At 60.3% G+C, this 19,872-nt stretch carries 14 protein-coding genes and 6 pseudogenes; 14 read left to right on the plus strand and 6 right to left on the minus strand.

Annotation, left to right across the window (positions count from 1 at the left end):
* The first annotated feature begins 84 nt into the window (after window positions 1-84).
* From HAP48_RS23745 to HAP48_RS50820, 11 genes and pseudogenes are all read left to right on the plus strand, one after another.
* Entirely contained in the window at window positions 85-972 is an 888-nt protein-coding gene (locus HAP48_RS23745) for a Wzt carbohydrate-binding domain-containing protein (protein ID WP_166209492.1), read from the plus strand.
* Window positions 923-2,683, plus strand: coding sequence for a class I SAM-dependent methyltransferase (locus HAP48_RS23750; protein ID WP_166209489.1), 1,761 nt, complete (start codon window positions 923-925; stop codon window positions 2,681-2,683). Before HAP48_RS23745 ends, HAP48_RS23750 begins: the two co-directional genes overlap by 50 nt.
* Window positions 2,684-2,928: 245 nt before the next feature.
* A complete protein-coding gene (locus tag HAP48_RS23755; protein ID WP_224496560.1) occupies window positions 2,929-3,054 on the plus strand; it encodes a group II intron maturase-specific domain-containing protein in 126 nt (41 codons plus the stop codon).
* 1,174 nt (window positions 3,055-4,228) lie between these two features.
* Window positions 4,229-5,086: a di-heme-cytochrome C peroxidase gene (locus HAP48_RS23760; protein ID WP_165128039.1), complete on the plus strand. Its 858-nt coding sequence runs from the start codon at window positions 4,229-4,231 to the stop codon at window positions 5,084-5,086.
* Window positions 5,087-5,397: 311 nt separating this feature from the next.
* Window positions 5,398-5,718, plus strand: a complete 321-nt coding sequence (locus HAP48_RS23765; RefSeq protein WP_156929011.1) for a hypothetical protein — start codon at window positions 5,398-5,400, stop codon at window positions 5,716-5,718.
* Window positions 5,691-5,789, plus strand: coding sequence for a hypothetical protein (locus tag HAP48_RS50810; RefSeq protein ID WP_156929010.1), 99 nt, complete (start codon window positions 5,691-5,693; stop codon window positions 5,787-5,789). Before HAP48_RS23765 ends, HAP48_RS50810 begins: the two co-directional genes overlap by 28 nt.
* Window positions 5,783-5,953, plus strand: a pseudogene (locus HAP48_RS50815) (substrate-binding domain-containing protein); the annotation flags it as partial. The gene HAP48_RS50810 and the pseudogene HAP48_RS50815, both read left to right, overlap by 7 nt.
* 5 nt (window positions 5,954-5,958) lie before the next feature.
* Window positions 5,959-6,996, plus strand: coding sequence for a Gfo/Idh/MocA family protein (locus tag HAP48_RS23770; protein WP_256375211.1), 1,038 nt, complete (start codon window positions 5,959-5,961; stop codon window positions 6,994-6,996).
* Window positions 6,997-7,107: 111 nt separating this feature from the next.
* Window positions 7,108-8,625: a GMC oxidoreductase gene (locus HAP48_RS23775; RefSeq protein WP_035978167.1), complete on the plus strand. Its 1,518-nt coding sequence runs from the start codon at window positions 7,108-7,110 to the stop codon at window positions 8,623-8,625.
* Window positions 8,622-10,289, plus strand: a complete 1,668-nt coding sequence (locus tag HAP48_RS23780; RefSeq protein ID WP_029084688.1) for a GMC family oxidoreductase — start codon at window positions 8,622-8,624, stop codon at window positions 10,287-10,289. Before HAP48_RS23775 ends, HAP48_RS23780 begins: the two co-directional genes overlap by 4 nt.
* A 451-nt stretch (window positions 10,290-10,740) precedes the next feature.
* Window positions 10,741-10,928: pseudogene (locus HAP48_RS50820) on the plus strand (IS630 family transposase); the annotation flags it as partial.
* A gap of 390 nt (window positions 10,929-11,318) precedes the next feature.
* On the opposite strand, the pseudogene HAP48_RS50825 reads toward HAP48_RS50820, so the two are convergent.
* Window positions 11,319-11,693 (minus strand): annotated as a pseudogene (locus HAP48_RS50825) (plasmid pRiA4b ORF-3 family protein); the annotation flags it as partial.
* Window positions 11,690-12,280 (minus strand): annotated as a pseudogene (locus tag HAP48_RS23790) (IS66 family transposase); the annotation flags it as partial. The pseudogenes HAP48_RS50825 and HAP48_RS23790, both read right to left, overlap by 4 nt.
* Before the next feature lie 676 nt (window positions 12,281-12,956).
* Here HAP48_RS23790 and ltrA point away from each other — a divergent pair.
* On the plus strand, window positions 12,957-14,201 hold the full coding sequence (gene ltrA, locus HAP48_RS23795; RefSeq protein ID WP_224496549.1) for a group II intron reverse transcriptase/maturase: 1,245 nt from the start codon (window positions 12,957-12,959) through the stop codon (window positions 14,199-14,201).
* Window positions 14,202-14,289: 88 nt separating this feature from the next.
* On the opposite strand, the pseudogene tnpC reads toward ltrA, so the two are convergent.
* Window positions 14,290-15,267: pseudogene (gene tnpC / locus HAP48_RS23800) on the minus strand (IS66 family transposase); the annotation flags it as partial.
* Between the two features lie 733 nt (window positions 15,268-16,000).
* The gene (locus tag HAP48_RS23805) at window positions 16,001-16,267 is read right to left on the minus strand and encodes a hypothetical protein (RefSeq protein WP_156929140.1); all 267 of its coding nucleotides are present in this window, start codon (window positions 16,265-16,267) and stop codon (window positions 16,001-16,003) included.
* A gap of 172 nt (window positions 16,268-16,439) precedes the next feature.
* Between HAP48_RS23805 and HAP48_RS23810 the strand changes: the two genes are divergently transcribed.
* Window positions 16,440-16,664, plus strand: coding sequence for a hypothetical protein (locus tag HAP48_RS23810; RefSeq protein WP_165128051.1), 225 nt, complete (start codon window positions 16,440-16,442; stop codon window positions 16,662-16,664).
* On the opposite strand, the gene HAP48_RS23815 is transcribed toward HAP48_RS23810, so the two are convergent.
* Window positions 16,661-17,329, minus strand: a complete 669-nt coding sequence (locus HAP48_RS23815) for an FtsH/Yme1/Tma family ATP-dependent metallopeptidase (RefSeq protein ID WP_165128053.1) — start codon at window positions 17,327-17,329, stop codon at window positions 16,661-16,663. The genes HAP48_RS23810 and HAP48_RS23815 overlap by 4 nt on opposite strands.
* A 1,029-nt stretch (window positions 17,330-18,358) precedes the next feature.
* Here HAP48_RS23815 and HAP48_RS23820 point away from each other — a divergent pair.
* Window positions 18,359-18,532 carry a hypothetical protein gene (locus HAP48_RS23820; RefSeq protein WP_165123024.1) on the plus strand — a complete coding sequence of 58 codons (174 nt, stop codon included), beginning with the start codon at window positions 18,359-18,361 and terminating at the stop codon, window positions 18,530-18,532.
* Window positions 18,533-18,863: 331 nt separating this feature from the next.
* On the opposite strand, the pseudogene HAP48_RS23825 reads toward HAP48_RS23820, so the two are convergent.
* Window positions 18,864-19,759 (minus strand): annotated as a pseudogene (locus HAP48_RS23825) (IS256 family transposase); the annotation flags it as partial.
* Between the last annotated feature and the right edge of the window lie 113 nt (window positions 19,760-19,872).

Below are 19,872 nucleotides of genomic sequence, written 5' to 3' on the forward strand. Positions count from 1 at the left end.
GGAAGTCATTTTGTGACGGGTAGATTTGTCACCGGTGCGCCGTCTGCCCCGAAAGCACGCCATCGTGTTCGTTCGATCCGACTATTGATAGATGATAAGGAGCAGGCGTCTCTGCGCGTTGGCGACGCTCGCGACAATGACTCGACGGAAGTCGTTTGGCTGACTGACGCGCCGGGCTATACCAACTGGTCCGCGCCCCAGGTAGGACCGGACAATACGGTTTGGCGGGAATTTCGTGACGAGAATGGACGCTACTTGCACGCCCCTTTCACCATTCGGATTCCCTCTGACCTGATTGCATCCGGGATTGTGGAGATCGAGCATGCGGCCGTTGCCGGTGAGGATGTGCGGGTTGAGTTCACGACTGACGAAGCCTATTCGCTGGCTGCCACATTATCTCCATCACCTGACGGCGCGTGGGGAACTGAGCGTCTGCGTTTGCCAGCAAAGTTGTCGTCGTCCACCGACTCAGCGCGGGAGCAATCGACAACGGAGAACGTGGACCATGTTGTGGATGGCGACTCTTACGGAGCGGGCGAAGCTCAAATCACGGCGGTACGTTTCTTTTCGCCTGACGATGAGCGGAGCGAAGAGCGTCGAACGTTTATATGCGGCGAGGCAGCCGCGGCCGAGATAGAGTGGGAGGCATCGAGTACTATCGATCATTGTCGACTGGTCCTCGCTGTCTACCGTTTGGATGGCCGCTGCGCAGCACAGGTCGTTAGTCCGGCTTCCACGCGGACGGCAGGTCGGCACCGTGATCGCGTTTCGCTGATGCCAATTCGGCTTGGACCGATGGAATACATCGTATCCGTAGGCGTTTTTAGAGATCTTCACGACGAGCATCATCATGGTGGGGATCCTCTACATGTGCTCGATCGGCGCTTTCGTCTCAAGGTCATGAGTCCCCCAAATAGGGGCCTTGAAACCGGCGATTTTCTGCACGATGCAACGTGGCTGTCCTACAGTTAGAGTAGTGCGGAATATGGTAGAGGCCGATTCGTCAAGTTACTATCAGCAGGAAGCGCTTTGGCGCCAGGATATTGATGCTTCTACAAGAGAAGTGCGCGATGCTGTCCTAGCCATGATCCCTCAAGATGCTCGCAGCATTTTGGACGTCGGATGTGGAAACGGAGCTATTACTAATCATCTACCTGCGGATCGCCATGTCGAAGGCTGTGACATCTCGCCGGCAGCATTAGCCCATGTCCGCTATTCTTCGAGGGTTGCCGAGATCACCGCGCTACCGTTTTCCGACGGCGCATTCGACCTGGTGCTAGCCACGGATGTGTTGGAGCACATCGCTGAAAGCGAGTATCGGAAGGCGCTCGATGAGCTCTATCGCGTATCGACACGGTGGCTGCTTATTGCTGTCCCGTACAATGAGACTCGCGACGCCGCGACGGTCGACTGCGGCTCCTGTGCCCGTGGTTTCCATATGCATTGGCACCAGCGGTCGTATTCTGCGGAGATATTGGCGCGGCTTTGGGAAGGAAGGGCTGCTGCGGTCAACCGCGCCTTTTGCGGCGCGCGCTGGCGATGGAGTTCATCACTTGTTGTTCAGCTGCTGCATCTCTTTAACGGTCGCCATTACGATTTCGAGCACGCTCAGTGCCCATGCTGTGGCTCGCCCTATCAGCCAAAGCAGGCACAGTTGTCGGCCGCATTTGAGCACCGAATAGAAGCCTTGCATTATACGCTCGCTCTGACGGGACGAATCCCCTGGCCGCAGCGCTCGGAGATAGTCATGCTTTTCGACAAGACGACTGTGGCGGCAAGGCCGGATGTGTTGACTGAAGATAAGCAGAGTCCTCCGATAGCCCTGCCGCCACAGATTGAGCGTGACGATCTCCCGATGCTTGTCGATCCTAGTAGCTATGAGCGGGCGCCTTACCTGGTCCCGGGTCTGGCAAATACGACGGCAATCTTTCTCCCGCGTTTGCCTATGCGCGTTCGCGCGACGCCCAATTTGCCCTTGGTTATGTACGATCCCCTCGTCCAGCAGGACGTATCGCTCCAGTCGGAATCTGAAGGTTGGTGCAGCGTCCCCGCCGTATCCGCTTCTCGCTTTGGTTATCTTCTGCGCATCGTTGAATCCTCTGGGCCGATGATCTCTATTTCGTTGGAGGGCGAGGTCGATCCCTTGCTGGCTGAATCTTCTGTGCGCTCTGGCGCTTCTGCTCTGGAGCGTCACGTTGGCGAGTTATCGAAGCTCAATGAAGAACTTGAAGACAAGCGTGCCGCCGGAGAAGAACGGATCGAGGCGCTCCTCCGTCTTTGTTCGGAGCTCGAGGCTGGCCGAGCTCAGGCAGAGAAACGGATAGAGGAGTTGTTGAAGGTCGCGGACGAGCTTGAAGCGAAACGCATCGTTAGCGCAGGCCAGATCGAAGGGCGCCTGAGGCATTGCGCGGAGCAGCAGGAGAGCGGAGCTGAGTCAGAGAGCCGGATACAAGAGCTGTTGAAGTTCAACGAAGAACTCGAAGCAAAGCGCTCGGCTAGCGAGGATCGGATCGAAGCACTTCTTCATCTCTGCTCGGAACTTGAGGTTGGTCGAGCTCAGTCAGAGCATCGGATTCAGGAGCTTTTAGGACTTGCCGAGGAGCTTGAGGGTAAGCGTGCGGCAGCTGAAGAGAGAATTCGCCGTTTGCTGGAGAAAGAAGCTCCAGATACTAAAGCCCCATGACTTAGCCAGCGATGTGCCGAGATTAGTTTGTCGCCAAATGGGGCATCCTCCGGAGAGCCTGGATGCTTTGTGACGTTTGACCATAGTGTCGTTTCGAGGTGCGACAAAATTACTATCCACGCGAATTTGCACTGCTGGCCGCATTCGCTACCGGCGATGTTCGGGATCTAATCGTGCAACGCTGCTGCTGGCGGTTCCGCGAAGCCTCTCGCCTGGCTGGAACGAAGAGCCTCAGCTAATTAACATTGCTCCGACGAATCCATGAACGCACGACGTCACAGTATTGCCCGGACACACCAGAGAACACCATCACCGTTATCAGCCGCCTTCTTCGCGGCTGGTGCGGTTACTTCGACCAAGCCCTTTCATGAAGACGTATGACTTCATCGGGTGGTACGTCGATCGCCGTCTGCGGCACTGGATAATGCGACGACCAGGAGGAGGTGGTAGGGGCTTCGAAGAGTATCCGCAGGATTACCGGCACGATACGCTCCAACTCTTCCGCATCCAGACCGTCGTACTGACCGATCGAGCGCGAAGGTCTGACGGACAAGTAAAAGCCGGGTGCGCGAAATCTGCATGCCCGGTTTGACGAGCGACGTTTGAAGCGGAACTGTGGTGCGAACTGCGACACCGGCGAAGGCCGCGGAAATAGTAAAGACTCGCGACTTATGGTCACCGTGGTAGCGTCCAGTCTGCCGACCTCGAGAATCCGGTCATCGAGGAAGCGACCTGCCAATATTGAGCGCGTAGCGGATGTCATCAGCGAGCATCGAGCCGCTGGAGATCATCCACGGATGTTTTTCGAACCACGGCTTTAACGACCCGACCAGAGGCCAGCGGGCGTTCCATGCGCGCGGCGCCGGTGCCTGGTCAAATTGACCCGAGGCTGGCGTCCGGCGGATCGCAAAGCTCTACGCCATCGAAGCTCCACCAATTCACCAATGCATGAGCGTCCACGATTCTTGTGATGAGCGATTTCGCTCAGCCGATCATAACTGTCATAGGTATCGGATAAGCGTCTGTTGAAGCCGTCCAGGGACTATTCTGCGAATGCGCGACTGCGACCGAGGGCATATCGGCAGAGCACGATCGCAGACTTGACCGCTATAGCCGCGGTCGTTGGACGATCGTCCAAAAGTCGCGCTTCTTCGTTTGACCACGCTCAGATCGGGCACCGGCGCCACGATTTCACACGAACAGGCGATCCGCGGCTGCGAAATCGCAGCACATGAGGTTGGCAACGGGCTGCCGATGGGAAGCAGGGCGGCATCACCAATTGCCAAGTGTCGCGCGATCAAGCCCGATCCCTTGGCGGCCATAGATTTCGGCCTAAGGGTGAACGGGCGTCAGCAGGAGTTTCTACGATCAATGGGGTTGCCGAGCCGTTGTCCTCTCCCAAATTTGGTAGGTTGAACTTAGTGGACCGCGCCCTTTAATGGCCGATAGTCAAGGACCCGCGGGCCCAAAGGCAGGTCAGAGGATCGAGCCAAGCTTGCCGCAACCGAGGGATTTCAGCGAACGTTTCTTCGGGCGAGTTTAACAATGAAGTCAGTAGGCCATACGATGCTCCGTGCTCTCGTTCTAATAGCCTTAACGGTTTTCGTCACAACACGGTCGATCGCTCAGGGCACCAACGCCAATCCCTTCTACGTTGACCAAGGTCTGGATTGGACCGCGGCAGCGAGAGCAGATTTCTATTCGCGCGATCAAGGCTCGCGTTTGATCGCGTTGTCTAGGATGCAGGCCCTGAAGCAAAGGAACGGACAGCCGTTCCTGGCGGATGGTTTGTCACGGTTATCTACCGAATCCTGCAACTCCGGCCAACCTTCCCATAGGCTTTCACGCTCTGGCCCTCAAGACTGTCAGGTCGTGGGAATGACTTGTTCAGCATGTCACACGCTCCAGATCGAAGTTAACGGCAAGGTGTATCGGGTGGATGGCGGTCCGGGGTTCGTCGACTTCTACGCACTGCTTCGCGACCTAGACAAGGCGGTGGGCGAAGTGATTGCCAGCGACAGCTCATTCGCTCCGTTTGCTGCAGCTGTTCTGCGGTCCGCAGTGCCGGATGCGATAGATGTTGCGGATCTTCGTCTACAGGTAGGTGGGTGGTACTTGCGGTTTCACACGCTCATGCATGGTGCGCGCGCTGCCAGAGAACGGCTGGGGGTTTGCCGTTTGGATGCTGTAGGGATGATTTTCAACCGCGTATCCGGTCTGGACATCGGTCCGCCACCCGACTTCATGATTCCGGAAAACATAAAAACCGCCGACGCTCCCGTGAGATATCCATTCCTTTGGAATGCGCCGCGGCAAGACAAGACGCAGTGGCCGGGTTTCGCAAAAAACGGAAGTGGCATTGTAGGGCTGGCTCGGAACGTGGGCCAGGTTCTGGGGGGCTAAGTTTGAGCCGAAACGTCAGGGAGGGGTCATCAATTTCCTCATCAATAATTCCGCTAACTTCGACGGTCTGAGCGAACTCGAAAACTTAGTAACGCGAATCGGCCCTCCGAAATGGCCTTGGAAGTGTGACGCTGTCTTGGTTGCCCAAGGCGACGTGATTTTCGAAAGAGATCCCGCCGAAGGGGGATGTAGCGCATGCCATGCGATCCAAGAGGGCGAGCAGCGCGTTCCGTTCGTCAAGACGTGGAGACTGCGATCCAAAACGCGGGTACACGGGAATACGATGCCTCGCCTGGAAAGCGAAGACTGGCGTGCTGAAAGGAGCGTACATTCCGCTGGCGACGGCTCCCCTTGAGGAGAGCGATCAGGTTCTTAACATTCTTGCGACCTCGGTTATTGGCTCGATCGCAGAACACGTGTTGACCGGCGGCACCGCTTCCACCACAGCGCGGGTGGCGGTGGCGCCACTTGCCGTCGAGCCCGCGTGGATCATTGAGAGCATGCTAACGAAAGATGGCGGCTTCGACGCCATGAAGCGCTTGCTGTCGTCGGAGAGGCGACCAACGGCGGTGGTTGCTTCAACGACGTCGTGGCAATCGGCGCGATGTTGGCGATCGCACGACAGGGGCTGACCGTCGGGCGCGATGTTGCCGTCGTCGGTTTCGATGATACCGCCGAGACCATCATGTCTCTCCCGCTCTGACCACTGTGTCGGTCGATGCCGGTAGTCTCGGAGAGCGCGCCGCGCAGATGCTGCTGAGGCAGATCAACGAGGGCGAGCGTCGTCTCGAGAGTTGCGGGGGCGAAGCGCGGTTGGTCGTTCGGGAGAGTTGTGGAGCGGAATTCAAACGGAGAATCGCATCTTGAGTGGCCTGCGTTGGGGATTGATCGGTGCAAGTACAATCGCGCGCGAGTGGATGATCGAGGCCATCCGCGGAGCGGCTGGCGCGGTGCGGGCTGTGATGGGCAGCGATCCGGAGCGGGCGCAGCGATTTGCCAGCGAGAACGGGATCGCGATAGCAACAACCAGCCTCGACGCGTTGCTCGGAAGCGGTATCGATGCGGTCTACATCTCGACAACAAATGAGCATCATTGTTCGCAAACGCTGGCCGCGGCCGCGGCCGGCAAGCATGTGCTGTGCGAGAAGCCGCTCGCGCTGAACTTGCCGGACGCGAAGCGAATGGTCGCGGCCTGCAAGGCGGCAGGGGTGCAGATGGGGACAAACCATCATTTGCGCAACGCGGCCACCCATCGTGCAATTCATGCCGCGATCAAGGCGGGCCACATCGGCAAGCCTCTATTCGCCCGCGTTTTTCATGCGGTCTATCTTCCGCCGCACCTGCAGGGCTGGCGGATTGAGAGGCCGGAAGCGGGCGGCGGCGTCGTGCTCGATATCACCGTTCATGATGCCGACACCTTGCGTTTCGTGCTCGACGAAAATCCTGTCGCCGTGACCGCGATGACGTCGCGGGGTGGTATGGGCCAGGCAGGTCTCGAAGACGGTGTCATGGGGGTGGTCCGCTTCGAAAACGGGCTGATTGCCCAGTTCCACGATGCCTTCACGACAAGATACGCGGTGACCGGCTTCGAGGTCCATGGCGAAGAGGGATCGCTGATCGGGACCGACTGCATGACCCAGGTGCCCAAGGGCGAGGTCTTGCTGCGGACCAGGGACGGCGAAAGGCAGCTCTCGATCGCGCACGAGAATCTCTATCTACGGGCGGTGCGCCTGTTCGGCGACGCGGTTGCCGCCCGTGGCGCGCCGTCGGCTACGGGCGAAGACGGGATCAAGTCGCTGAGCGCCGCCCTGTCGACGCGCGAGGCTGCCCGAACGGGACGCGAGGCTCCCATCGATCTGACGACCCGAGGTGCATATGGTACGAACGAAGGTCTTGCGCATGCGCGCTGATGCTGACGTCCGGCTCGGACAACCGCACACTTTTGCGTTCAACCTCGACAAGGCGGTGCTGTTCGACCCAACGACCACGCGCCGTATCTGATCGAGTGGTGCGAGACCTGCATGAAGATCACGGAGTCAACCGATGTCCTCGTCATCGGGTCTGGAATGGGCGGTGCGAACTTTGCCGCGGGTCTGGCGCCTACGGGCGCAAAGATCGTGATCCTCGAGCGCGGCCAGCGTCTGCGCGATAGCGAGGCTGCGCGGGACGCAAGGGCGATCTTTCAGCGCGGGGTGTTCCGGCCGCAGGAGTCCTGGGTCGATGGGGCGGGGAAGGCCTTCAATCCCGGCAACTACTACTGCGTCGGCGGCAATACCAAGCTCTACGGGGCGGTCCTGATCCGCTACCGCGCTCAAGACTTCGCGCCCATCGCGCACCGCGATGGAACGACGCCGGGCTGGCCGTTCAGCTATGGCGAACTGGAGCCATGGTATACCCGGGCGGAACAGCTCTACAACGTGCGCGGCGCGCTCGGAGACGATTCCTCGGAGCCTTTTCACTCCGCGCCCTATCCGTTCGGCCCCGTGCCGGATGAGCCGGCGATTGCGGCGGTACGGCAGCGGCTCAAGAAGATCGGGCTCAAGCCGTTTATACTGCCGCTTGGCATCGACATCGAGACATGGCTCAAACGTGCCAAGACTCCGTGGGATGCATTCCCCGACGCCGGGCACGGCAAGATGGATGCCGAATCCTGCGGGCTTGCCTGTGCTCTCGCCCATGACAATGTCGCGCTGCGCGAAGGTGCGCAGGTCAAGCGGCTGGTCGTCGAGCCGGACGGCAAACGCATTGCCGGCGTTGAGGTCATTCAGGCCGGTGAGCGGACCATGATCGGCGCCGGCATCGTGGTGCTCGCGGCGGGCGCCGTCAATTCGGCCGCACTGCTTCTGCGCTCGTCACAGGCCGGCATCGCGAACCGCTCCGATGCAGTCGGCCGTTATTTCATGAACCACAATTCCTCGGCTGTGCTGGCGATCGATCCGCGCGTCGTCAACAACTCGATCTACCAGAAGACGATCGGCACCAACGATTTCTATCTCGATGATGGGCACGGCGGACCGCCGCTGGGCAACATCCAGTTGCTAGGACGTGTCACCGCGCCGATTCTGAAGGCCAACATGCCGCTCGCGCCGGAATTGGCGCTTGGGCTGATGAGCCGGCATGCGGTCGACTGGTACGTGATGAGCGAGGATCTGCCGCGCGCCGAGAGCCGTGTGACGGTCGATGGTGCGAATATCCGGCTCGACTGGCTGCGCTCGAACTGGACGACCCATTTGGCGCTGGTGGCGACGTTGAAGGAACGGCTGCGTGCCGCAGGTTATCCGATCGTACTGTCAAAGGCGTTCGACCGGCGCACGCCCTCGCATCAGTGCGGGACAGTGCGCATCGGCCTCGATCCAGCGACATCACCGCTCGATCCGTTCTGCCGCTCCTTTGATCACCCCAATCTGTTCGTTGTCGATGCGTCGTTCCTGCCGACCTCGGCGGCGGTGAACCCGTCGCTGACGATCGCCGCCCAGGCGTTGCGCGTCGCGGATCATGTCGCGAGGACCGATCTTCGAACTCATGGGGACATGAGATGACGGTTTACGACTACATCGTCGTCGGCGCCGGCTCGGCCGGCTGCGTGCTCGCCAACCGCCTGAGCGTCGATGCGTCGACCAGGGTGCTGCTGCTCGAGGCCGGCGGCAGCGACAACAACCCGCTGTTCAGCATGCCGGCGGGGTTTGCCAAGATGACCAAGGGCATCCCCTCCTGGGGATACTCGACGGTGCCCCAGCGTCATCTCGGCGCGCGGGTGCTCCGCTATACCCAGGCGAAGGTGCTAGGTGGCGGCTCCAGTATCAACGCGCAGGTTTACACCCGCGGAAATGCCCGCGATTATGATGGTTGGGCGGCGGATGGTGCGACAGGCTGGAGCTACGCGGATGTCTTGCCGTATTTCAAGCGCACCGAAGACAACCAGCGCTTCGTCGACGCCTACCATGCGCGCCGTGGTCCCTTGGGCGTCTCGGTGCCTGTCAATCCGTTGCCGATCAGCGAAGCGTTTCTGCTAGCCGGGCAGGAATATGGAATGCCCTACAATCCCGATTTTAACGGTGCGCGGCAGGAGGGCGTCGGCCACTATCAAGTAACGGTGCGAGATGCCCGGCGGTGCTCGACCGCCACCGCCTATCTGCAGCCGATCCGCGGCCGACCGAATCTCACCGTCCTTACCGACGCCTACAGCACGCGGATCGTGGTCGAGAATGGGCGTGCTGTGGGAATCGCGTCGGTACGCGGAGGGCAGCGGGAGATCGTTCGCGCCGAGCGGGAGGTCATCCTTGCGTCCGGCGCCATCGGATCGCCTCGCCTTCTGCTGCTATCGGGGATCGGTCCGGCCGACCATCTGAAATCAGTCGGTGTCAAGCCGATCCACGATTTGCCCGGCGTGGGCGAGAATCTTCAGGACCACCTCGACGTCTATGCGATCGCGGAGTGCAAGGGCGACGTTACCTACGACAGCTATGTGAAACTGCATCGTATGATCTGGGCGGGACTGGAATATCTGCTGTTCAAGCGCGGACCGGTCGCGTCCACCCTATTTGAGACAGGGGGCTTCTGGTATGTCGAGCCGGCGGCGAGGGCGCAGGAATGGCCGGACGTGCAATTCCATCTCGGGCTCGGCTCAGGAATCGAGGCGGGCGTAGAAAAGCTAAAACATGCAGGCGTCACGCTGAATTCGGCATTCTTGCGGCCGGGCTCGCGTGGTACCGTGCGGCTCGCAAGCGGCGATCCTTCCGCGATGCCTCTGATTGACCCAAACTATTGGTCTGATGCGCGTGATCGCCCGGCAGCGATCGAGGGGCTGAAGATGGCCCGTGAGATTCTCCGGCAACCCGCGCTCGAGCCATTCGTCATGGTCGAGCGGATGCCCGGTGTTGCGGCTACAAGCGAAGCCGCTCTCGTCGACTATGCTGTCAGGACCTGCAAGACCGATCATCACCCTATAGGCACCTGCCGGATGGGCACTGACCAGCTGGCGGTGGTCGATCCGTCGCTGAGACTTCGTGGAGTCGATGGTCTGCGGATTTGCGACGCTTCCGTGATGCCGCGCATCACGTCATCCAACACGAACGCGCCCACCATCATGATAGCGGAGAAGGCGGCAGACCTGATTCTCGGGAAGACGACGTTCGCCGCACCGCACTTGGCAAACATGGAACGTCGCACGTCGAACGAACGGCTCAACCCGAAAAATCGATGAAGTGGGCTGTGTTGTAGCCGCAGTATTAGTTGGCGCGTTGCGCAGCCAGACTCACGTCTCGCTTTCGTCGAGAAGGGTTTTTTGGAGCATTTGCTCGCCCGCTCGGCCTCGATCTCGAAGTACTGCAGGCGAGGTCCGAAGGCATCCGTGTGCCGCTCAGGATGAGGATAACAAAACATACCAGACCGACCGGATGCAGAATTGATTATAGTTCCTTGATAGCGAACTTGAGGCGTCGTCTGCTTCATCCCGACATGATGCAATTCTGAGCAGTCGGGATGCTAGGAGGTAGAACATGCCAAATATGCGTAATCCACCACCCAGCCCGGCATCATCGATAGATATTGGAGGCAGCTTCTCAGCTTGCGTAATACTTTGAACCGCGGTTATCGAATGCAGGGCGGGTGCCTTCGAGGACGTCGACTAGATACTTGTGGATTTGCGGGGATTCGATCGAACAGTGGTGTGCTTCGACGAAAGCCCGGTCCAACTCATCGGCGAAACGCGTCAGCCGATCCCGGCCAAGCCCCGCAGGCTCGAACGTTACGATTATGAGTATCGTCGGAATGCACGGTCAATCTCTTTGTTCTCCTCGACGTGCATCGTCCCTGGCGCAAGGACAAGGTCACCGGGCGGCGAGATGACGGCGCTCGAGATTGGCCGGAATCCGGCCTCTACCCGAAAGGCAACGCGCGGACATGGGCCGAGCTCGGCCCGTCCCGGATCCGGCCGCTCCTGGTCGTGAGCGCGATGGTCTATGGTAAGCGTAGCTCTGCGGCCCTTTTGATTGGCTCTTGACGCCCTATTTTGATCGCAGCTTTTGCCGGCGTGGCTTCCAAATTCCGGACAATGCGTTGACGGCGGCCTCAAGCGCCTTCCGGTCGACGACGTTGGGATCGAACCGCTCCGGGCCCCAGAGGCGCATTTGTTCGTGCTCCGGATGGGTGGGGTCACCGATGGCATCGGGGTATTCGGATAGCCTGGCGCACCGCCTACGTCTTCCGGAGGACAACCACCGGCGGCCTCGAGCAAGAGGGGAAGTCCCTCTGTCGTCGTGTTGTCGAACCATTTTTCGAGTTTGATCACATGGTCCCAGCTGTCGCCGAAGTCATAGAGATAATGGATCGTTTTGGCGCCGGTCTCTCGAACGATTTCGCAGAGCCGCGCTTTGCGAGCATCGATGCGCTGGGGGCCAAAATCACCATCGGGGTCAGGGATGCCCCAGCGTCCTTCGCCAGCGTGGAACTCGAAGAGATGGCTATCCGTCCAGCCAAACGCCGCCTGAAGCGTCAGATGCAGCCGATCGAGACGCAGGGTCAGCGGTACGACGAGGCGGCGCATCACCTCCGGTTTCACGTCCTTGAGGGTCACCTTGATCCGGACCGCGGTCGTGTTCAGGCTCATGCCGCCAGCCTCGGATCGTGTGCATGCATCTTGTAGGTCGACGCCCAGGGAAGCAGTTCGTCCAGTCGCGCCGCAGGCCAGCCATTGACGAGCTTCGCGAGGACGTCGGAGAGCCAGTGCTCGGCGCTAACGCCATTGAGTTTGCACGTCTCAATCAGCGAAGCCAGCAATGCCCGGTTCTCGGCGCCCTCGTCGCAGCCGGCAAAAAGGGAGTTCTTGGCGTTGAGCTTGATCGGCCGCATCGCACGTTCGACCGCATTCGTGTCCATCTCGATGCGCCCGTCATCAAGGTAGAGCGTCAGGCCGTCCCAATGGCGCAGCGCATAACGCAAAGCCTTCGCCGTGTCGCACTTCTGCGCAAGGTGATCAAGCTTTGCCTCAAACCACTGCTTCAAGGCTGCAGCCAGAGGCCGGGCATGCCCTTGTCGGCCCGCGCGGCGCTCGGCATCAGATCGGCCACGTAGTGCTTTCTCAACCGCGTAGAGCTGGGCAATGCGCTTGAGGGCCTCCCGGGCAACCGGAGCCGGCGCCAGTGAAGCCTCGCGCTCGATCTTCACAAATTGACGCCGTAGATGCGACCAGCTTGCGTCAGGATAAGTCCTGGAAAGGAGGAAGAATGTGACCTGAAACCTTTCAACGTGACCCAGAGGGTTCGACGCCCTCGCGGCAAAGGCGGAGCCCGCCAGCCGGAAGCGAGTCTTGCATGGGTGACGGCAACGTCATTCGTGAAGCGTAGACAGCGGGTACTGAAGCCCTGTGGCAGCCTCGAAATCATGGTCGTGCTGAAGCCTTCGCCGTGTTGGATCCGGGGGCAGCACTGGGAAAGCCGCTATGGTCAGGCTTACCGGTTCGGCCGGGGTCTCAGAGCAGGGCAAAGGTACGGGATGGGCCACCAGGAAACCTGAGAGGTCCCGTTTGTGTCCACATGAATCGGCCGGACAGGAGCACCGGCCTGAACAATGCTCCGGGCCCGATGACCGACTTGGCGAACATCGGGAGCGCAGACGCGAACACGAAACACCAAGGCATGTGGAATCCCGAGGCGAAGACATAAGCTGACGGACATGCGCGGCGGGAAGTCGTAGCGGCTTCGTAGTACCGAGGAAGGCGGGGAACTGGGCTCACCGGGACCCGCTGGAGGGAAGGGAGCCGTCACGCGTTAAGACCCATTGACGAGAAACACGGGAGGGAACCCTGAGTCCCGCAAACCTGTCCACGAAACGACAATGGATAGCCGATCTGGCGAGGCAACATCCCGAGCGGGTGCTGACCGCGCTGCATCACCTGATCGACCGTGAATGGATGCTCGAGGCTTATCGTCTGACGCGCAAGGATGGCGCGCCCGGCGTCGACGGCATGATGGCGACGGACTATGAGGCGAACTTGGAGGTCAATCTTGATGATCTCCTGGCGCGCATCAAATCCGGCCGTTACATCGCGCCGCCGGTGCGACGGCACTACATCCCCAAGGCGGATGGCACGGAACGGCCGCTGGGCATCCCGACACTGGAAGACAAGGTGGCGCAGCGGGCGATTCTCCTGCTGCTAGAGCCGATCTACGAGACGGACTTCTTGCCGTGCTCGTACGGGTTCCGATCGGGACGATCGGCCCATGACGCCCTGCACGCTCTACGTACCGGGTTCATGGAACAAGGGCTGCGCTGGGTGGTGGACGTCGATATCTCGAAATACTTCGACACCATCGACCACGCACACTTGCGCCGATTCCTCGACCAGCGAGTCACGGACGGTGTCGTCCGGAGGATGATTGATAAATGGCTGAAGGCGGGGGTGCTCGAAAAGGGCATCCTGCGCCGCACGACTGTTGGAACGCCCCAAGGCGGCGTGATCTCGCCACTGCTTGCAAACATCTACCTGCATTATGTGCTGGACGAATGGTTCGAGCAGGTGGCGCGACCGCGGCTCAAGGGGCGGTGCCAACTGGTTCGATACGCTGATGATGCGGTGATTGCCTTTGAGGACCACCTGTCCGGCAAGCGATTGCTGAACGTGTTGGCCAAGCGGCTTGATCGGTATGGGCTTCAACTCCATCCGACCAAGACTCGCTTCGTAGACTTCCGGTTCAAACGCCCAGGCGGGCGTCATCCTGCGACGGCGGGGACCACGTTCAACTTCCTTGGCTTCACCCACGTGTGGGGTCTGTCGAGGCAAGGCAAGAATGTCGTCCGTCAGATAACGGCAAAAGACCGTTACGCACGCGCGCTGGCTTCTGTGATGGAATGGTGTCGGCAAAACCTGCACTGTTCGTTCAGGGAGCAGCACGCCCATCTGTCACGGGTAATCCGGGGGCACTGCGCCTACTACGGCATCTCCGGAAACGGCCGACGCATCAGATGGTACCACCACCAAGTCACGCGGATATGGAGGAAATGGCTCGCACGGCGTGGCCGCCACAGCAATCTGCCGTGGACGCGCTTCCGGGCCATGCTCGCGCGATACCCACTGCCAACAGCCAAGATCGTCCACCAATATGCTGCCGTCTCGTGAGCGAAGCTTGCGCGTGAAGAACCGGATGCGGGTAATCCGCTCGTCCGGGTCTGTGAGGGGCGGGGATGGCAACACCCCCGCCTACTCGGCAGAAGGCAAGCGTACCGGACAGGGCGTCCGCACGCGTCTCTCGGGTCATGGTCTTGTAGGCCTCATAACCATCGCAATGGATGATGCCCCGGTATCCTTCAAGCAGCCTCAAGCCATGAACGGCCCCACGGCCTGGTGCATAGGCGTAAACCACGCCAGGTGGGTCAGATCCGGCCCAAGGCCTGTCATCGCGCGAGAGCGCCCAGAAGTAGCCGGTTTTGGTCCTGCCGCGCCCCGGATCCAATACCGGCGCCGGGGTCTCATCGACACAAAGCTTCGAAGAGGCGAGCAAAATCTCGCGCAAACCATGCCAAAAGGGTTCCAGCTCCTGGGCGGCGTAGCCGACCCAGAAGGCGAGCGTGTAACGGTCGATGGCGATGCCGTGCGTCGCCAACATCTGCCTGGCGATAAAGCGGCAAATGCCAATGATACTTGGCATCGATCACATGCGCGACCAGCCGCTCCGTGGGCAGTCCCCCTTGATCAATCGTTCGGGCGCAGCATGTTGGAGGACGACGCCATGACAAGCGCGGCAGGCCAGTTTGGGCCGGCGAGTGACAATTACGCGATACTGCGCCGGTACGACGCCGAGCCTCTGGCTCTCATCGCTCCCAATTTCAAAAAGGACGCCTGCGCAGCACGGGCAGCAGGTTGCAGCGGGCATCAGGGTCTCGACGATGCGTGGCAAATGCTCCGGCAGCTTGCCACGATTGGCCCCGCGCTTGGAAGTTCTCTTCTCGCAGGTTCTTGGATTGGCGTGATTCTCGGTTGCTTCGAGAGCCGCGACGGCCTCTTCGATGTCCTCCAAACCAAGCTGAAGCTGAGCAGCGTCCAGCTTTTCCGACGATCGACCGAACTTCGCATCTTTTGCAAGCTTGAGCAGCCGCTCGAGCCTGGCGCAGCGATCCAGTAGAGCCGCGGCAAAGACACGCAACTCGGCTGGATCGCTCGGCAGCACATCAGGTAAATCACTCATTGGCCCGAGTCTGCCATGCTTCGCGCCACGATGCAGCGAAGACTTTATGTCCTACGCAAAGCGCTTTCGGCTGAGAGATTCGAGGCGCGTGCATGCGCGTCCAATCCATGCCGGCCAGAAGCGCGGCATTCACCCGCATGACGCCGGCCACGATGGGAGGACATTTGAAGCCGCCGCCATCCAGCCGTTTCCAGTACATCACAAGGCCGCTGCCATCTCAGACGACAATCTTCACCCGATCGGCGCGCATCGCACGGAAGACTACCACCACACCCTTCATCGCGTCTCGGGTTGAAGCTTCCACGGGGTAAGATGAGGGCCGCCGGCTAAGTTGGGCACCTAATCCCGGACGATCTAATCCAATCTGCCATGTGGGCAGTCACTTGATGCTCCCGCGCTTTGCGCAATATCGCATCGCGCTTTGGGCATGCCGGCATCTGGTCAGCGCAGTTCCTTAAGCGCGCCGCCTCTTCCAACAGACGGTCAGTAAGGGGCTTTGCTTGCTTGAAAAGCATTCGGTGTTTGATCATGCGCTTTATCTCTGCCGAGAGAAACCTATGATGGGTCGCTGGCAATACCATCGCGGCCGCCCGCGCCAGTTCTGACTTTGACGATTTGGTGTCCCGCGACATCGGGGCCAAGCAACCAAGCCCAGCAACGAGCGTGCCAAACGACCGCACGCGGCCCGAAAGGCTCTGGTCAGCGGTGCCTTGAGAATTGGGGCGGCTCGATCCTAGCCGGTATCAGGACTCCACGTCCGTGAGATCAGCGGATCATTCCGATCATCATATATGGTCACAAGCTCGCCAGCTCCTACGCCGAGGCCCTTCAAGTCAGCTTCGCGTAGTTCGGAATTCGAGATCGCTGCTTCGCCCGCGCTGGCCGCCAACGAAGCCTTTACGGCTTCTGTCGCATCGGCCATTGCGACCGCATAGGTTACATATCGAAGCTTGCCGTCGGCTTTGGGAACGCCGATTGAAACCATCCATCCTGCTGCCATCTCACTCGTCCGATATTCAAGACAGGCGGTTACTCTACGCATCCACGCCTAGTAGCCACCTCCCAATAATGGGAGGATTGCAAATCCGTGGCGGCCAAGTCCGTAGGATCACGGGACCCTCTTCCATGCGTAGCGCGAGCTGCGCTAGGCTACGACTTGGAGGAAAGCCGCCGTGGCGAGCAAGTTTGAGCGGATCGACACTGTCGCGCGGCCGGCCATCCTGCCACGCCTCCGCCGTGTGCAGGCGTGGCGCAGAGCGCGGCTCCAGCGCCTCCTATCTGATCCCAACATCGCACAGAATGACCCGGGAAGGCTCAAGTCTATCAAAGCGGCACAGCACTACATGGCCGTCTCCGTGCGCGCCAAAGCCATCCTCGCCGGGATCATCGATCGCTAGGGGACGCCGGGGGCAGCGCAGCAAATAGCCAAATCAAGCATCGGGCCGTAGAGCCTGCCAGCTCCGATCAATAGTTCTTCCGCGACAATTTCGATAGCGCGCCAGCTTTCCGCCACGAGCGTCTTTGCTTTCGCCTCATAGTGCTCGCGCGGCTCCGGCAATTGCGTCATTGCGCTGGTGATGTTGGCTTCGTCATCGCCAGCACAAAGCAGCCGGCCGGTGAAGCGAGCTTCCGCGAATGGCCCTGCCATCGTGATCAAGATTTCAGTCTTGGGACTGGCCTTCTCGTGCCACACGTGCCCAATGCGACCCATAAATGGAATGATGGCAACACACGCGACCTCTATGTCTAGTGCGCGAGCAATCACTGCATGCCCCGCCTCGTGATATGCAGCGATCTCGCGCTCTTCGAATACTTCGGTGTACTCCTGCTCGATATCCGGAGGATGGCAGCGCGACCCTAGGGGCCTGACATTGCTAGGGCGTAACTTTAACGCGCGCATCCCCGTTATGGAAGAAAGCTTCCGTTTTGGAGGCCGCCTAGGTGTCGGCCTACGCGCTTCGAGCTTCGCGATCGCGGCAAGCACGACGGCCGTTGCGACCTTCCCTTGAGACCATTGTGTGAGCGCCTCAATGGCGATCTTCAACGCCCCTTCACGGGTCATGGCATGATCTCCACAGCGTGCACTAGGCCGATGCTACCGAAAGAAGCGCGAGCGGCTGGAGGAGCCGCTCGCGCTAGCGCAAGGCTGCGCGGACTTCGCCATCTCATGGGGGTTGCGCGAAAGTATGAGAAGCCGAGTCCAAACGTCCCTCAGCAACTCGCATGCCAGACCGTCGCGACGCAAAAGAGGCGAAAAGCTGCGCAGCCTTTCCACAGGTCACGATCCACACGAAGCGCGGCGCTAAGGCCAGCACCGTGAAAAGCGTGCGGACGGCGGAAGGAGCCGCCCGCACGAGTTGCTGGTGGAGACTTGGCCGTCTCACGAGGTTCATCAGTAAGCAACCAAGCCATAAGGGGGTAGCAACCGGCGTGCCAAATAGTCGAAATGCAACTCTGCTTGAAGGAGAGGCAGAACGCAGCGCTTCCAGCTTTGGCCCGAGCAATTACTCGCAATTCAAATGGCGGCTTCCGGACACATGTCATCAATCGGACGCGGGTGAGCGAGATCAGACGTGCAGCGCTTTTAGTGACGTTGGGGTCGCGAGATGATTGGATCGATCTAGTCATCGAGTATAGCGATCAGCTCGCCGGGCTCCACGCCGGGCCTTTGCAACTGCTTCTCTTCGATCGGGCAGTTTAGCATTGCGGCCTTTGCCCCCGCAGTCTTTCAGGGGCAGCTTCACGGCTGACCGCAAGGTTACATGCCTGTTCGTCGTCGCTGTCTTCCTTGAGGATGGCGACCGTCACTATCCAACCATCCATCTTGCTGCACCTTGGAAAGAGTCCTGGCTATGTGAGGCCGGCTCGCTCCGATAATCTTGCAAATCCGGAGCCACCGGACTTATCAACGCCGCGCAGCACCGCACTGTCGTCTATGCATGCCAAAGTCATTCTGTTGGGGCTGATAGGCGCTAGGCATATGCCGCGCGGAAAGGCGAAGGTCTTCTCAGCCCTATGGGCGAGACGCTAGGTCTTTACGCTCTCTTAACCTCTCATGCTGCGGATGTCAGGCAGAAAGGAGGTGACTGCCATGACACTCGACGAATTTGTCGCTGCCGATATCGCTCATCTTCGAAAGCCAATTGCGATCGGCGATAGCTGCCCGCCAATAGCGGACAAGAACAGGCACAGCGCGCTAATCGCAGAACTCGAAGCATCGCTCAAGACGACCGATCAGCCGCAGAGCGCGGCCTGGTCAGGCTAGATGCGGTAAGGGGCCCTGCTCCGAGCAAAGGGGGCATGATGGTGGCTGTCCCCTGATCAAACGGGGTCACGACTTGAGTCGGCCCAAGCATCCGGAGACGGAGGGTTGCCGTGGAGAACTAGGCCGGAATCGACGTGTCATTGGAACTGTCGAGCGTGTGCGTTGTGGATGCCCAGGGTAAAATCCTGAAGGAAGCAAAGGTCGCGAGCGAACCCGACGCCTTACTCAACGGCGCGATGGTTTCCAGTGTCATGTAACGGGCACGCTGGACGGCCCATTCATCGTTCTGCTCGAGCAGGATCGCGCCGATGAGGCGGACGATGGCATCCTCGTTGGGGAAGATGCCAACCACCTCGGTGCGCCGCTTGATCTCGCCGTTGAGGCGCTCGATTGGGTTGGTGGAGTGCAGCTTGGTGCGATGTTGCGGCGGGAATTCATGTAGGCCAGCACATCGGTCTCCGCTTCGTCGAGGAAGTCGGCAAGCTTGGGCAGCTTGGGGCGGAGTTGATCAGCGACCTTACGCCACTGCGCCGTTGCGGCTTCGGCATCGTCCTGGGCGAAGGCGGTGGCGATGAAGGCGGAGACGACGCGCCGCCCGCTCTTGCCGGCGTGCGCCAGCGCGTTGCGCATGAAGTGCACGCGGCACCGTTGCCAGCCGGCGTTGAGCACCTTGGCGACGGTGGCCTTGATGCCCTCGTGGGCGTCGGAGACGACGAGCTTGACGCCGCGCAGGCCGCGGCGGGCAAGTTTGCGCAGGAACGCCGTCCAGAACGTCTCGGCCTCGGAGGGACCGATATCCATGCCGAGAACCTCGCGGTGGCCGTCACTGTTGACGCCGACCGCGACAATCACCGCGACCGAGACGATGCGGCCATTCTGGCGCACCTTCACATAGGTGGCGTCGATCCACAGATACGGCCAGTCGCCCTCGATCGGGTGGGCGAGGAACGCCTTTACTTTGTCGTCGATCTCGCCGCACAGCCGGCTCACTTGGCTCTTGGAGATGCCGCTCATCCCCATTGCCTGCACTAGGTCGTCTACCGAACAGGTCGAGACGCCCTGCACGTAGGCCTCCTGCACCACGGCGGTGAGCGCCTTCTCGGCCATCCGGCGCGGCTCTAGGAAGCCTGGGAAGTAGGAGCCCTTGCGCAGCTTGGGGATGCGCAATTCGACCGCGCCGGCGCGGGTCTCCCAGATCCGGTCGCGGTAGCCATTGCGCTGCGCCAGACGCTCGGGGTTCTTCTCGCCGTAGGCCGCCCGGTGTGGCCCTCGACTTCCAGCTCCATCAGCCGCTGGGCGGCAAAGCCGATCATCTGTAAGCGCGCATTTTACTGCACAGG

Origin of the sequence: Bradyrhizobium septentrionale, from assembly GCF_011516645.4 — a bacterium.
Taxonomy (GTDB): Bacteria; Pseudomonadota; Alphaproteobacteria; order Rhizobiales; family Xanthobacteraceae; genus Bradyrhizobium; species Bradyrhizobium septentrionale.